Here is a 14,761-nt window from a genome sequence, read left to right as displayed (position 1 = left end):
TCAGTTGATATCAGACCGGATAGTGCTCAAAGCTGCTCGCTTGCATCTTCCTGCCAACAGTACAGTGGCGCATCTTCTCCCGCCAACACGCGTACCTGAGCAGAGTGCCTCAACCGCACCAGCAGCTTCTTGCCTGCTGCGGCACTGCCGGCCAACCCCGTGAGGCTCTCCAACAAATCAGGCCCGGACATCTGCCCAGCCTGGCGCAATACATCAAGCGCCACAGCCCACTGGCCGTCATCCTGACGCGGTGTCGACATTGTCGGCGCAGGCGAGGCTGTGCCCTGTACCTGCGCCTCGACCTGCCCCCCCAACTGCGCCCATTCTGCCGGATCCAACTCGATAGTCAGGTCCACCGGCCAGTCGCCGATCTGTCCGCGAATTCTCATGATGCATTCCTTGAACCCAAGTCAATGCCCCATGCTACCGCAACATGAAACCTGCGCCACGCAGGCTGGCGACTCGCAGAGAACTTGTTATAACATAACTTAAATTTCAACCCGCTCCCGGAGTCGTCCATGCGTCGCCTGCTGCTTGCCCTGCCCTTCGCCCTGCTGCCCCTGGCCGTGGTCCATGCCCACGATGACCATGATCATGACCACGATCACGCCCACGGCACCCTCGGCGCCCACGAGCATGGGGTGGCCAAGCTCAACGCCGTGCTCGACGGCAACACCCTTGAGCTGGAACTGGACAGCCCGGCGATGAACCTGGTCGGCTTCGAGCACACCGCCAACACCGACGCCGACAAAGCCAAGGTCGCCGCCGCTCGCCAGCAGCTCGAACAGCCCCTGAAGCTGTTCGGCCTGGCGCAAGCCGCCGGCTGCAAGGAAGAAGCGCAGGAACTGGAGAGCCCGCTGTTCGGCGATGCCGCCCATGCCGATGACGAGGGCGATGCCCATGAACACGCGCACCAGCACGCCGACGTCAACGCCCACTATCAACTGAGCTGCGCGAACCCCGACAAGCTTTCCCAGATTGACCTGAGCCCTTTGTTCAAGGCCTTCCCGCAAACCCAGAAGATCAGCGTGCAACTGATCGGCCCTGATGGCCAGAAAGGCCTGGAAACCACTCCCGCCAAGGCCGTGGTTGCATTCTGAATGAGCCAGGCGCTGATCGAACTGCATGACCTGGTGTTCGCCTGGCCAGGGCAGCCGCCCTTGCTGGATATCCCGGCATTGCGCCTGGATACCGGCGAGGCGTTGTTCCTCAAAGGCCCCAGCGGCAGTGGCAAGACCACCCTGCTGGGGCTGCTGGGTGGCGTCAACCAACCCGGCCAAGGCAGCATCCGCCTACTCGGGCAAGACCTCTCCGGCCTGGGCCAAGGGGCCCGCGATCGGTTCCGGGTCGACCACACCGGTTATATCTTCCAGCAGTTCAACCTGCTGCCGTTTCTCTCGGTGCGCGAAAACGTCGAACTGCCCTGTCGCTTCTCGCAAAGCCGCGCCAAACGTGCGATGGAGCGCCACGGTAGCGTGAGCCAAGCCGCCGCCTCACTGCTGGCCCACCTGGGCCTGGACGACCCGGCCTTGCTCGCTCGCCGCGCGGGCAGCCTGTCGATCGGCCAGCAACAACGGGTCGCCGCAGCCCGGGCATTGATCGGCCAACCTGAACTGGTGATCGCCGACGAACCCACTTCGGCGCTTGACGCCGATACCCGTGAGGCGTTCATTCGCCTGCTGTTCGACGAATGTCGGGCAGCGGGTTCCAGCCTGCTGTTCGTCAGCCACGACCAAAGCCTGGCCCCCCTGTTCGACCGACACCTGTCGCTGACCGAACTCAACCGCGCCGCCAAGCCCCGGGAGGCCTGATGTACCTGCTTCGCCTTGCCCTGGCCAGCCTGGCCAACCGTCGTTTCACCGCCTTCCTGACGGCCTTTGCCATTGCCCTGTCAGTGTGCCTGTTACTGGCCGTCGAACGAGTGCGCACCGAAGCCCGCGCCAGTTTCGCCAGCACCATAAGCGGCACCGACCTGATCGTCGGTGCCCGTTCGGGCTCGGTGAACCTGTTGCTGTATTCGGTGTTCCGCATTGGCAACGCCACCAACAACATTCGCTGGGACAGCTTCGAGCACTACGCCAAGGACCCTCGGGTGAAATGGGCCATCCCCATCTCACTGGGCGACTCGCACCGAGGCTACCGGGTGATGGGCACCACCGGCGACTACTTCAGCCACTACCAATATGGCCGCCGCCAACATCTGGAACTGAGCCAGGGTCGGGCGTTCGCCGACGACCCGTTCGAAGTGGTGCTCGGAGCCGAAGTCGCCGAGGCCCTGCAGTACAAGCTGGGTGACAAGCTGGTGCTGGCCCACGGGGTGGCCGCGATCAGCCTGGTCAAGCATGACGACAAGCCCTTCACTGTGGTGGGTGTGCTCAAACGCACCGGCACTCCCGTGGACCGAACGCTGCACATCAGCCTCGGCGGCATGGAAGCTATCCACATCGACTGGCACAACGGTGTCCCTGCCAGGGGCGCCGGACGCATCAGCGCCGAGCAGGCACGTGGTATGGACCTGCAGCCCACCGCAATCACCGCCTTCATGCTGGGCCTGAACAACAAGATCGCCACCTTCAGCCTGCAACGCGAAATCAACGAGTACCGCAATGAGCCGCTACTGGCGATTCTGCCTGGGGTGGCGCTGCAAGAGCTGTGGAGCCTCATGGGCACGGCCGAGCAGGCCTTGTTCGTGGTGTCGCTGTTCGTCGTGCTGACCGGGCTGATTGGCATGCTCACCGCCATTCTCACCAGCCTCAACGAACGGCGCCGGGAGATGGCGATTCTGCGCTCGGTTGGCGCGCGCCCTTGGCACATTGCCGGCTTGCTGGTGCTCGAAGCATTCGCCCTCGCCGTGGCGGGCATCGCTGCTGGGCTTGGTCTGCTCTATGCCGGTATAGCCCTGGCCCAGGGTTATGTGCAGGCCAACTACGGCCTCTACCTGCCGCTGGCCTGGCCAAGTGCGCATGAGTGGACGTTGCTGGCTATCATCCTCGTTGCCGCGCTGCTGATGGGCAGTGTGCCCGCCTGGCGCGCCTACCGGCAGTCGCTCGCCGACGGTCTGTCGATTCACCTCTGAGTGCCTACCATGACCAGGAACCTCACCGCCTTCTTCGCGGGTAAACCCGCGAACAGGCCGGCCAGAGCAGCACAACTTCTACTGGTTGTGCTGCTCTGGCTGGCATCGCCTGCCTGGGCCTCGGAACCTCGCGAGCTGGATTGGCCCGCGCTCATCCCCGAGGGCGCACCGGTCATCCCGCCACAACTCGCCCCGCTGCACGACATGTCGCAGCTCAGCGATGCACTGTCCGCCGAATCTGCCCCGGCAGCGCGCCAGCAAGCGCCCAATGCTCCCGTGGTCAAGAAACTGGACGGCCAGTTGATCAAACTGCCCGGCTATATCGTGCCGCTGGAAGTCAGCGAAGAAGGCCGCACCACCGAATTCCTGCTGGTGCCTTACTACGGCGCCTGCATACACGTGCCGCCTCCGCCCTCGAACCAGATCGTGCATATTTTCAGTGAGATGGGCGTACGCGTCGAAGACCTCTACCAGCCCTACTGGATCGAGGGAAAGATGCAAGTTAGAGCCTCCAGCAGCGAGCTGGCCGATGCCGGATACCAGATGGAAGCCGAGAAAATCTACGCTTATGAGCTGAAGTGAGAACTGTTTCGAAGTCGTACACACGCTTCGTTGAGCTGGGTCAAACTTTCTGTTTATGCGTCTTCGTACCATTGGACTTCACAAAATTTTCACGTCCTTTGGGAGCTTCCATGAACAAGTCCTTGCTCGGCGCCGCACTCGTTGCCTTGGCGCTCGCAGCCCCTGTTGCCAACGCCCACCAGGCGGGTGATTTCATCATCCGCGCCGGTGCCGCCACGGTAGATCCGAACGAAGACAGCGGCGCACTCAAGCTCGATGGCGCAAAGGTTTCGGGCACCAAGGCTACCCTGGACAGCGACACCCAGTTGGGCCTGACCTTCGCCTACATGCTCACCGACCACATCGGCGTCGAGCTGCTGGCCGCCACCCCGTTCAACCACACCGTGGCCGTCAAAGGCCTTGGCCCGGGCCTGGACGGCAAACTGGCCGACATCAAGCACCTGCCACCGACCCTGTCGTTGCAGTACTACCCGATGGCGCCTACTTCGAAGTTCCAGCCGTACGCCGGTATCGGTATCAACTACACCATGTTCTTCGACGAAGACCTCAGCGGTGCACGCAAACAGCAGGGCTTCAGCAACCTGAAGCTGCAGGATTCGGTGGGCCTGGCCGGCCAGTTGGGCATGGACTACATGCTGACCGATAACTTGCTGTTCAACGCCTCGGTCTGGTACATCGACCTCGACACCAAGGCGACCGTCGATGGCCCCAACGCCCTGGGCGTTGGCAAGACCAAGGTCGACGTGGACGTAGACCCTTGGGTGTACATGGTCGGTCTCGGCTACAAGTTCTGATTCAGGTCGCGATACTGGCGGGGGCCTTGCGCCCCCGCTGTGCTGTGGGCTTATTGCCGGCAAACCGGCTTTCTGCAGGTGACGGGCGATAACCCTTGGATTATCTCAGCCTTTACCCAGAAGCTGGGCCAAGCCCTCGACCATCGAGGTCGGCTGTGGGAATTGGAACCGCGCCAGCAACCGCTGGTTATCCGCCCGAGAATGGCGAATGTCACCCGACCGCGCCGGCCCGTAACTGATAGCTGGCAAGCTGCCCACCACCGTCTCCAGCGCCTTCAACAGCTGGTTCAGCGAAGTCGCCTGGTTCAGGCCGATATTCACAGCCCCCTCTTCCGCTTGCGGCTTTTCCAGTGCCTGCACCATGACCTGTACCAGGTCCGCCACATAGAGAAAATCGCGAGTCTGCTCACCATCACCGAACACAGTGATCGGCAGGCCCTGGGTCGCTCGTTCGCAGAAAATGCTGATCACACCGGAGTAGGGCGAGGACGGATCCTGCCGTGGCCCGAAAATATTGAAGAAGCGGAACACCACTGGCTCCAGGCCATGCTGACGACGGTAGAAGTCCAGGTACTGCTCACTGGCCAGTTTATCCACGGCGTAGGGCGTCAGCGGCGCCTTGGGCGTGTCTTCGGCGATCGACTCGCCCTCACCGTTGTTGCCATAAACCGCCGCACTGGAAGCGAACAGCACACGACGCACACCTTGCACACGCATCGCCTCGCATACATTGAGGGTGCCAATGAAGTTGCTCTGGTGGGTTTTCACCGGGTCTTCGACCGACGCCTGCACCGAAGCCACCGCCGCCAGGTGCACCACGCCAGCACAGTCGGCAACGGCGCGGTTGACCAGCTCGGCGTCTGCCACGTCGCCTTCGATCAGTTCGAGCTTTGGGTGGCCCAGCTGCAGGTTGTCCCGCTTGCCTGTGGACAGGTCGTCGAGGATACGTACGGCGTAGCCTTTGCCTAGCAAAGCATCACACAGATGGGAGCCAATGAAGCCGGCGCCGCCGGTGATGAGGATGGGGGCATCAGCCATGTCGGTAGAATCGGTCCAGAAGGGGCGGCAAACCGGCGCGCCAGGCACGCGGCTTGATGCCGAAGGTGTGAAGGATTTTCTTACAGGCCAGCACCGCATGCTGGGGTTCCTCGCTGGCATCCGGGCGCGCAGCGTGTGCCTGCGGGGTGGGTGCCTGCACGGCCAGCTTGCGGTACTGCCCGGCCTCGCCGAGGATGGCCTGGCCCAGCGCCAGCGGCGTAGTCGCCTCGTTACCAGCGTAGTGGTAGGTGCCCCACAGCGGCGCGTTGCAGTCGAGCTGCTTGAGCACCGAGAGAATGACCCGGGCCGCATCGTCGACAGGCGTTGGGTTACCACGGCGATCGTCCGCCAGCAGCAACTCCTGTGGCTGCTCGGCGCGGGTCAGGAAGCGCCCCAGGGTGCCGTCGATGCTCTCGTCCAGCAGCCAGCCGAACCGCAGCAGCACATGGTGAGGGCACGCTGCCCGCACGCTCTGCTCGATCCGCCACAGCGCCTGGCCACGCAGGCCGAGCGGCAGCGGCTCGTCCTTTTCGCTGTAGGCCGTGGCCCGCGAGCCGTCGAAAACCCGGTAGCTAGACGGTTGCACCAAGGTGATCTGGTGGTGCTGGCACAGTTCCGCCAGCCGCTCCACCGCCCGCTCCTGCAGGGCCAGACGCTGTTCGCTGACCGACTCGGCCTGGAACCAGTCGAAGTAATAGGCCAGGTTGACCAGGGCGTCGGGGCGATGATCGTCCAGCAACTGGGTGAGACTGGCAGGGGTCCAGCCGTCTTCAGGCGGACGCGGCGCCAGGAATGCGATGTCCTCCTCGGCCCCGAGACGAATCAGCGCTTGCCCGAGGGCATTGCCACCACCCAACAGCATCAGGCGCATACGCATAGAGTCAGCAGATCCGAACAGGTTGATTTGAGGAAAGGAGTCATTTTGCGGTTTCCGGGCGGGGAAGTCCAACTCTAGGCACGGCGTAACTTATTCAACCCAATCACACCCCTACACGAGAAATGCCCGACACGCGGAACGAGCTCGGCCCTGCATCAGACGCGAAAAAAATCTGGCTCAATCGTCAGTGTTTTCCCAAAAACTCCCGCCAAGCCCTACATACAAAGAAAAGAACAATGACAGGACGTTATTGCGAAACACGGTCTACAGCACTTCGCGTTGCAGATAAGGCACGAAAGAGGCTGAGCATCACTCAATCTCGAACAAACTGTTCTTCAGCGGCCCCACGCTCAACCGCTCACGCACATCATCATCGATGCGCGGATCGTCCGGCCGGTACAGTTTGACCTGCCGGTAGGCATTGATGCGGTTGATTTCCTCCCCCAGGTATTCCCAGACCACACGGGTGCAGGCCGGGTTGCGCCGGTCGCCGCTAGAGACGCCGGTCTTGAGCCCATTGAGGCGGGTGATGCGGCTCTTGAAACTGGGGATGAGAATGGTCTGGCTCATTTCGTTGAGGGTCAGCGACTCGTAGTCGATCAGGAACACGCGGTCCTGCAGCTGGAATGCCGCCCCCAGATAACGGCAGCGTACTTCGGCATGCAGGTCGGTCGCAGTGGATCGCTCCTGACGCTCCTGACGCTCGAACAGAAACTGGCCGCGCTCCTCCCGCAAATGCACCAGCGAGACCAGGATCGTGCCGGGCACCGACATGCAGTTGGAATATTCAAAGTAGTACCCGCAATAGCGCGACAGGTTGCCAGCGTGTGCATGCAGCGGCCGGAACAATTCACTGATCGGGTCGCTGGCCTGGTCGGCCACGGTGGAAACCCGGGCGCCTATCAACCGCGCGAACTGTTCGGGTGGCAGGTTCAGCTCGTAATCCTCGACGCCGAAGAAATCGCCGATGCGCTTGAGGTTGTAGGCCGTCGGACGGCTCTGCCCACTCAGGTACTTGTTGAACTGAGCGCGGTTGATCGACAACTGCCGGCAAACTTCGGAAATAGAGCGGTAGTGGCTGCAAGCCAGTTTCAGATTGGTAGCGAAATGATCGCTCATGTGCGGAATCCAAGGTGACGCGAATGGCGCCATTGTAGCATCAAGTCGCATCAACTCAGAGCAACCCGCGAAATTGTAACGACTCTTGTCATAGCCAAACATGCGCCCCAACGCATAGCGGTGCGCCTGCCGCCCGCTGTTCTATTCACACGAACAATAAGAATCGAGGTCATTTTCCAATGCTCGAAGCACTCAACGATTTCCTTTCGGGGAAACTCCTCATCGTGCTGATCGTCGGACTCGGCAGCTACTTCACCATCCGCTCGCGGTTCGTGCAGTTCCGCCATTTCGGCCATATGTTCAGTGTCTTCAAGGAATCCCTTCGCGGCCAGGCAGGCCAACTGAGCTCGTTCCAGGCCTTGATGCTGAGCCTCGCCGGCCGTGTCGGTGCCGGTAACATCGCAGGCGTCGGCATCGCCGTGACCCTGGGCGGCCCAGGTGCCGTGTTCTGGATGTGGGTTACCGCACTGGTGGGCATGTCCAGCAGCTTCTTCGAATGTACCCTGGCCCAGGTCTACAAGCGCGCCGATGGCGATGGCCTGTACCGTGGCGGCCCAGCCTACTACATCCAGCATGGTCTGAAGCTCAAGAGCATGGCCGTGGTGTTCTCGGTCCTGCTGCTGGTCACCTATGGCTTCGCCTTCAACGGGCTGCAGTCGTACACCGTGACCCACTCGCTGCAAAACGCCTTCGGCTTCGACCCACAGCACACCGGTATTGCCCTGGCCGTGCTGCTGGCCATCGTGTTCCTCGGCGGCATCAAGCGCATCGCAGCTGTGTCCGACCTGCTGGTTCCGGTCAAGACCCTGGCCTACATCGGCGTAACCCTGTACGTGATCGGCAGCCAGATCGAGCACGTACCCGCCATGCTGGAAACCATCTTCAAGAGCGCCTTCGGCCTTGACCCAGCGTTCGGCGGCCTGCTCGGCAGTGCCATCGTCATGGGCGTGAAGCGTGGCGTGTTCGCCAACGAAGCCGGCCTGGGCAGCGCGCCTAACGTCGCTGCGGTCGCCGCTGTGAAGCACCCAGGCGCCCAAGGCGTGGTCCAGGCGTTCAGCGTGTTCCTCGACACCTTCGTCATCTGCACCTGCACCGCACTGCTGATTCTGTTGTCGGGCTTCTACACCCCTGGTTTCGAGGGTGACGGTATTGTCCTGACCCAGAACTCCCTGGCTGCCGTGGTCGGTGACTGGGGTCGTCTGTTCGTCAGCGTCGCGCTGTCGCTGTTCGTGTTCACCTGCATCCTCTACAACTACTACCTGGGCGAGAACAGCCTGCAGTTCCTGAGCCGCAATCGTGCTGTGCTGATGGGCTACCGCGCACTGGTCCTGGCGCTGATCGTATGGGGTTCGGTGCAGAACCTGTCGACCGTGTTCGCCTTCGCCGACATCACCATGACCTGCCTGGCGTTCGTCAACCTGATCGCCCTGGCCCTGCTGTTCAAGGTCGGACTGCGTGTGATGCGCGACTACGACGCCCAGCGCAAGGCCGGCGTGAAGCAACCGGTATTCGACTCGTCCAAGTTCACCGACCTGGACCTGGACCGCGATGCCTGGCCTGCCAATCCTCAGGTTGAAACAGCCGCTGACAAGATCACCGGTCACGCTCAACCTCAGCGCTGATATCCTGCCGTACCCAGCCGCCCCTTCCGTGGGCGGCTGTTCTTTCTCCGCTCACCGCTACGGATGCTTTCCATGCGTGCAGTCAAGAATCTCCTCGTCCTCTACACCGGAGGCACCATCGGCATGCTCGAAACCCCAGAAGGCCTGGCCCCGGCCGGTGGTTTCGAGGCGCGGATGCGCGAACACTTTGCCCAGCAGGCCGACGCGCCGCAGGTGCAGTGGTCGCTGATGGAAATGAACCCGCTGCTCGACAGCGCCAACATGCAGCAAGCCAACTGGCTGGCAATGCGTGATGCCATCGTCGAGGCTGTCGAGGTTGGCGGCCACGACGGCGTGTTGCTGCTGCATGGCACCGATACGTTGGCCTACAGCGCCGCCGTGTTGTCGTTCCTGCTGCTGGGCCTGCCAGTGCCGGTGCTGCTGACAGGCTCGATGTTGCCGGCGGGCGCACCGGGCAGCGATGCCTGGGACAACCTCAGCGGCGCGCTGCGTCAGTTCGAGGCAGGCCTTGAAGAGGGCGTGCAGCTGTATTTCCACGGCCAGCTACTGCACGGCTGCCGCGCCTCGAAGCTGCGCAGCGAAGCATTCGACGCATTTGCCGTCCTGCCTCGCCATCGCGAGGGCGAACGTGTCGGTAGCGTGCCTGCCGCGCTGGATTACCGCCAGCCGCGCAAGCTGGTGAACCTTGCGGTGATGCCCGTGTTCCCCGGCCTGCAGGCCGATCACCTGCGCGCCCTGCTCGACAGCGGTGTGCAAGGCTTGCTGCTGGAGTGCTACGGCAGTGGCACCGGCCCTTCGGATGACCACGCATTGCTGGAGGTGCTGCAGGCGGCACGCCAGCGTGGCGTGATGATCGTTGCGATCAGCCAGTGCCCTGAGGGTTCGGTGGTGTTCGATACCTATGCGGCAGGTAACAAGCTGCGAGGTGCGGGGTTGGTCAGCGGTGGCGGCATGACCCGTGAGGCGGCGTTGGGCAAGCTGTTTGCACTGCTGGGAGCAGGGTTGGATGCGGATGCGGCCGAGCGGTGGTTTGCGTTGGATCTGTGTGGGGAGCGGGCCTGACTTGGGCGTTGCGCTCGACCCCATGGGCGCGGCCACCTTGCGCCAAGCTTCCAACAGCCCACACGCCATTCCCACGTACAAAAAAATTGGCGGAAGGCAGCGGGAGTCGAACCTGCCCGGGAACGGCTGCCGTCCCCAACCGGGTTTGAAGCCCGGCCGCGCCACCGGGCGCGATTGCCTTCCTTGAACTCAGGGCCTGCCCTGCTGCTGTGCCAGGGCGCTGTCGGCACGGATGTGACGCTGATCGGCGACCCTGCGGGTCAGACCGATGCGGTCGAAGTACTCGAGAATCTGCACACTGCGCTTGCGACCGATGCCCAACATATCGCGAAACGCCGCAACCTGCACTATCGGGGTTTCATTGGCCTGCGCAAGCAACAGCTCTGCCATGCACTGCAGGGTCGCTTCAGGGTAAAAAAGGTCGCGCACCACCTGGTGCACCAAGCCCAACCGCGCCAACTTGCGTAACAGCAGACGCACATCCGCTTCGGGACATTTTTCCTCGCTGGCCAAGGTCCTCACCCACGGCGGGTCGAACTGCCCCTCCAGCAAGCGAGGCTGCAGACGCGACCACAACGCGCTGTCGGCATCGCTCAGTTGAACCTTGTGACCAGGCAGGTGAAGCCAAGCACCGCTGCTGGCAATCGCGCCTTCATTCAGCAACTCATCCAGCAGGCTGACGAATGCCGGCCGCTCAAGCGGCAAGGCAGCAAAGCGACGCAAGCGATCGCGGTCGGGACCAAGCTGGTCGGGCTCTTGCTCGTGGAATGCCGCCAGTTGCTCCAGCACACGGATCCTGAGTCGTTGCCATTGGCCTTTATCGAACAACAACTGGCCTTGCCGGGTAGCGACCACCCACACATTGGCTGGAAGTTGCCAGGTTTCTCGCAGACGGTTGAACTGGCGCTCAAGGCGCTGCGGATCCACTCCGCCAGGTGCGTTTTCCAGCAACGTCGTCAGAGCATGCTCCAGCCCCTCGGCATCGCGCAGCACTTGCAACTGACGCAGGCGCTCATCACTGCGTCGCTGGCGACTGGGTGCGAACGGATCGAGGACCTTGCCGCCGCCCAAGGTGCGCTGGGCACGCTGGTCGCGCAGCACCAAACGGTCGCCGTGGACGGCTTGTAACGGGGCGTTGAGCAGCAACTGGGCAAACATGCGCTGGCCCGCCGACAATCGCTCGCCCTCCAGCAGCGCGACACGGGCAGTGACGTCCTGGGTGCCCAGGTGTACGTGCACGGCACTGAAATGTTCGAAAGTGCGGGTTTCTCCCGCCAACAGGGTCAGTTCAATATCGACCCGCATGCTCGGAGCATGCAGCCATTCAGGCACCAGCCAATCGCCCCGATGCACCTGCTCGACGGTCAGGCGTTCGGCGGTGACGTTCAACGCCACCCGTTGCCCCGCTTCGGCCACCAGGGCCGCCTGATTCTGCGCATGCAGGCCACGCACCCGCACCGGCTTGCCTGCCTTGCCCAGGCACAACGTGTCGCCTGCACTCACCTGCCCGGCCAACGCCGTCCCCGTGACCACCACACCTGCACCGGTGACGGCAAAGGCACGGTCTACGGCCAGGCGAAAGCCCCCGCGGGCACTACGTTGCTGCACACGCCTTTCGGCCGCCAGCAAGGCCTCACGCAGGGATCCGATGCCTTCACCGGTGATGCTCGACAGCGGAAACTGCGGTGCGCCGGCGTAAGGCCCTGGCGCGAGTAACTCGGTGACCTGCGCCTGCACCTCCAGCAAACGCACGGGTTCCACCCGGTCACATTTGCTGATCGCCACCAGCGCCTGGGGAATGCCCAGCAGTTCGATGATCGCCAAGTGCTCACGGGTCTGTGGCATGACTCCGTCATCGGCGGCCACCACCAGCAGCACCAGGTCGATGCCATGCGCCCCGGCCAGCATGTTGTGGATAAATCGCTCGTGGCCGGGCACATCGATAAAGCCGGTCAACGGCGCCCCTTCGGCGAGGGATGCGTAGCGATAACCGAGGTCGATGGTCATGCCACGGGCACGCTCTTCCTGGCGATGGTCACCCGCTTGGCCCGTCAGTGCCTGCAACAGCGCAGTCTTGCCATGGTCGATGTGGCCAGCGGTTCCTACGATCACTGCACAGGCCCCAACTGCAAGGCAGGGAGTTGCGCCAGCCATTGGGCTTCGTCATCGAGCTGGCGCAGGTCGAGCCACAGTGCATCGTCGTCGATGCGCCCCAGCACCGGCACGGGCAGGCTTCGCAGGGCACGCTCCAGCACATGCAGGCTGCGCCCGCGCAACTTCTTCGACACCTGCGGACGCAGGCACAACGCAGCACTGGGCAAACGCGCCACGGGTTGGCTGCCACTGCCGATCATGCCCAGCGCCGGCTCCACGCTGACCCGCCACTGCTCACCCAGGCGGGCCGTGAGTGCCGGTGCCAGACGCTCGGCCTGGGCCTGGATCTGGGCTTGGCTGCGGGTCAGCAGACGCAGGCTGGGCAGGCGCTCGGCCAGGCGGTCGGGGTTGCGATACAGCGCCAGCACCGCTTCGAGTGCAGCGAGGGTGATCTTGTCGACCCGCAAGGCTCGCTTGAGCGGGTTTTTCTTGATTCTGGCAATCAGCGCCTTGCGCCCGACAATGATGCCCGCCTGAGGGCCGCCGAGCAGTTTGTCGCCACTAAAGGTCACGATGTCGGCACCATCGGCGAGCGCTTGGCGAACCGTGGGTTCGGCCGGCAGGCCCCAGCGCGTCAGGTCGAGCAGACTGCCGCTGCCCAGGTCTTCAAGCAGTGGCAGCTGATGTTGGTGAGCAATGCGCGCCAGTTCTGCGGTGGCCACCTGGGTGGTGAAACCCTGGATGCTGTAGTTACTGCAGTGCACGCGCATCAACAGACCGGTGCGCGGGCCGATGGCCGCTTCGTAGTCGCGGGGATGGGTGCGATTGGTGGTGCCGACTTCATGGAGGCGTACACCGGCACGGGCCATGATGTCGGGAATGCGAAAGGCGCCGCCGATCTCGATCAGTTCCCCGCGCGAGATGACGCCTTCCTTGCGCGCGCCCAGGCTATTGAGCGCCAGCAGCACGGCGGCGGCATTGTTGTTGACCACGGTGACGGCTTCGGCACCAGTCAGCTCGCGGATCAGGCCTTCGATCAAGTCGTCACGGTCACCGCGCTTGCCGGTGGCCAGGTCGAATTCCAGGTTCAGCGGATAGCGGGCAGCGGTCTGCATGGCCTCAATGGCCTCTTCCGGCAACAGTGCCCTGCCGAGATTGGTGTGGAGCACCGTGCCAGTGAGGTTGAAGACGCGGCGCACGTGGCTGCGCTGTTGGATGGCCAGGCGCTCGCCCGCGCGGCCCACTAGCACTTCAGCGGCCAGCTCGGCGGCGCAGAGTTGGCCGGCGCGAGCCGGCTCGCGCAGATCGTCTAGCAGCTGGCGCAGGGTGGCGAGCACGGCATCGCGACCGTGGCGGTCGATCAGCGCAAGACTGGCCGGGTGGCGCAGGAGGGTGTCGATGGAAGGCAGGCGTGGGGTGTCGCTGGCTACGCTGGATGACATGCGGTACTACCTTGGACTGATCCGTTGTCTGTGCTGGCCTCTTCGCGGGTAAACCCGCTCGCGCAGATCCCGCTGCGAAAGCGGGCCTACCCGCGAATCAGGCGACTCGGTATTGCAGTGTAGACACTCCCCACTATCCGGGCGCGAGCATCAGGTTAGGTGCCAGGCGATGAAAGCCCTCCTCGTCCAGGCGGATATCCAGCGCCAGGCTGGCCAGGTCGTCGGCCAGCGGCTCGGCCGCTGCATCGTTTTCCAGGTAATTCTGCTTCAGGTAGCTTTCGCACCCCGGGCAGCATTCGGCACGCAGCGGCGCCTTGCCCGGCGCATGGCGGTCATCCTCCAGATAGGTGTAACGCAAGCCTTTGCTCGACTCGCAGTACACACACTTGACCCGCACCACATGCCATTCACAGGCGCACAATGAACATACCAGGTAACGCAACCCATTGTGCTTGCCGCGATTGCGCACTACGCCGGCCATGGCCGGCGAACCGCAAGCCGGGCACTGGGCCAGGCTAGCGGTGGGCTGGAGTTCGGGCGCGGGCAACGCCAGCAACCAGCTCGACCAGGCCGCTTGCAAAGCCGCGCCAATGAAGGGGACCAGCGCCGCCGGCACTGCGTCGTACTGGCCAGCGAGCAGGGCGATGCCCCAGCCTTTGCGCTGGCCATCGTCGCTGCCACGCAGGGCCTGCAAGGCATCGACCAGCGGGCCATCAGCTTCACTGTCGAAGTGATCGAGCAACGCCTGCAGCCATCCCAGCCACGGGCCTTCGCGAACCAGGCTATCTGCGGCCAGCGGCGGCAACCCATGACTCATACACAAGCGCTGACGGTCTTCTGCCACCGGCAAACCGCTGGGCGGGTTATCCACAAGCTGTTGCTGAATGCGGCACAGCCGGGCGACCAGCCGCAAATAGTCACCCAAGGCATGCCCTGTGGATAATTGTTCGAGGCGCGTGGCGCGCAGCTCGAACAGGTTGGCGGGGGGCAGATGCAGAAACGGCGGCATCACTGCCGAGGCTTCGATCTGCCCTGGCTCGAGTATCGTGCTCAAA

General features: G+C 63.3%; 14 protein-coding genes and 1 tRNA gene. 7 read left to right on the top strand and 8 right to left on the bottom strand.

The genetic code is table 11. The features are described from left to right. Positions 1-26: 26 nt before the first annotated feature. Positions 27-389, bottom strand: coding sequence for a hypothetical protein (locus C4Q26_RS14665; protein ID WP_023382596.1), 363 nt, complete (start codon positions 387-389; stop codon positions 27-29). A gap of 129 nt (positions 390-518) precedes the next feature. Between C4Q26_RS14665 and C4Q26_RS14660 the strand changes: the two genes are divergently transcribed. From C4Q26_RS14660 to C4Q26_RS14640, 5 genes are all read left to right on the top strand, one after another. Next, complete coding sequence (locus C4Q26_RS14660; RefSeq protein WP_023382597.1) at positions 519-1,100, top strand: DUF2796 domain-containing protein; 582 nt, start codon at positions 519-521, stop codon at positions 1,098-1,100. Beyond that, positions 1,101-1,811, top strand: coding sequence for an ABC transporter ATP-binding protein (locus C4Q26_RS14655; protein WP_023382598.1), 711 nt, complete (start codon positions 1,101-1,103; stop codon positions 1,809-1,811). It begins immediately after the preceding gene. Next, positions 1,811-3,076, top strand: coding sequence for an ABC transporter permease (locus C4Q26_RS14650; protein WP_023382599.1), 1,266 nt, complete (start codon positions 1,811-1,813; stop codon positions 3,074-3,076). Before C4Q26_RS14655 ends, C4Q26_RS14650 begins: the two co-directional genes overlap by 1 nt. A 9-nt stretch (positions 3,077-3,085) precedes the next feature. After that, on the top strand, positions 3,086-3,658 hold the full coding sequence (locus C4Q26_RS14645; protein ID WP_049818789.1) for a DUF3299 domain-containing protein: 573 nt from the start codon (positions 3,086-3,088) through the stop codon (positions 3,656-3,658). 110 nt (positions 3,659-3,768) lie between these two features. Next, on the top strand, positions 3,769-4,452 hold the full coding sequence (locus C4Q26_RS14640) for an OmpW family protein (protein ID WP_023382601.1): 684 nt from the start codon (positions 3,769-3,771) through the stop codon (positions 4,450-4,452). A 105-nt stretch (positions 4,453-4,557) separates the two neighbouring features. Here the strand turns inward: C4Q26_RS14640 and C4Q26_RS14635 are convergent, their stop codons facing one another. From C4Q26_RS14635 to C4Q26_RS14625, 3 genes are all read right to left on the bottom strand, one after another. Then, a complete protein-coding gene (locus C4Q26_RS14635; RefSeq protein WP_027907538.1) occupies positions 4,558-5,490 on the bottom strand; it encodes an NAD-dependent epimerase/dehydratase family protein in 933 nt (310 codons plus the stop codon). Next, the gene (locus C4Q26_RS14630) at positions 5,483-6,367 is read right to left on the bottom strand and encodes a sugar nucleotide-binding protein (RefSeq protein ID WP_023382603.1); all 885 of its coding nucleotides are present in this window, start codon (positions 6,365-6,367) and stop codon (positions 5,483-5,485) included. Before C4Q26_RS14630 ends, C4Q26_RS14635 begins: the two co-directional genes overlap by 8 nt. A gap of 309 nt (positions 6,368-6,676) precedes the next feature. Next, on the bottom strand, positions 6,677-7,486 hold the full coding sequence (locus C4Q26_RS14625) for a helix-turn-helix transcriptional regulator (RefSeq protein ID WP_023382604.1): 810 nt from the start codon (positions 7,484-7,486) through the stop codon (positions 6,677-6,679). A 179-nt stretch (positions 7,487-7,665) separates the two neighbouring features. Between C4Q26_RS14625 and C4Q26_RS14620 the strand changes: the two genes are divergently transcribed. After that, entirely contained in the window at positions 7,666-9,108 is a 1,443-nt protein-coding gene (locus C4Q26_RS14620) for a sodium:alanine symporter family protein (protein WP_023382605.1), read from the top strand. Positions 9,109-9,180: 72 nt separating this feature from the next. Continuing rightward, a complete protein-coding gene (locus C4Q26_RS14615) occupies positions 9,181-10,170 on the top strand; it encodes an asparaginase (protein WP_023382606.1) in 990 nt (329 codons plus the stop codon). Positions 10,171-10,257: 87 nt separating this feature from the next. Here C4Q26_RS14615 and C4Q26_RS14610 read toward each other — a convergent pair. The 4 genes from C4Q26_RS14610 to fdhE form a co-directional block, all read right to left on the bottom strand. Continuing rightward, a tRNA-Sec gene (locus C4Q26_RS14610) sits at positions 10,258-10,353 on the bottom strand. Positions 10,354-10,359: 6 nt separating this feature from the next. Beyond that, a complete protein-coding gene (gene selB / locus C4Q26_RS14605; protein ID WP_104881186.1) occupies positions 10,360-12,282 on the bottom strand; it encodes a selenocysteine-specific translation elongation factor in 1,923 nt (640 codons plus the stop codon). Further along, positions 12,279-13,706: an L-seryl-tRNA(Sec) selenium transferase gene (gene selA, locus C4Q26_RS14600; protein ID WP_023382608.1), complete on the bottom strand. Its 1,428-nt coding sequence runs from the start codon at positions 13,704-13,706 to the stop codon at positions 12,279-12,281. Before selA ends, selB begins: the two co-directional genes overlap by 4 nt. 133 nt (positions 13,707-13,839) lie before the next feature. Then, a complete protein-coding gene (gene fdhE / locus C4Q26_RS14595; protein WP_104883238.1) occupies positions 13,840-14,760 on the bottom strand; it encodes a formate dehydrogenase accessory protein FdhE in 921 nt (306 codons plus the stop codon). Position 14,761 lies beyond the last annotated feature (1 nt).

This window comes from Pseudomonas sp. SWI44 (assembly GCF_002947915.1).
GTDB lineage: Bacteria > Pseudomonadota > Gammaproteobacteria > Pseudomonadales > Pseudomonadaceae > Aquipseudomonas > Aquipseudomonas taiwanensis.
This window is presented reverse-complemented; position numbering and strand designations above follow the sequence as displayed.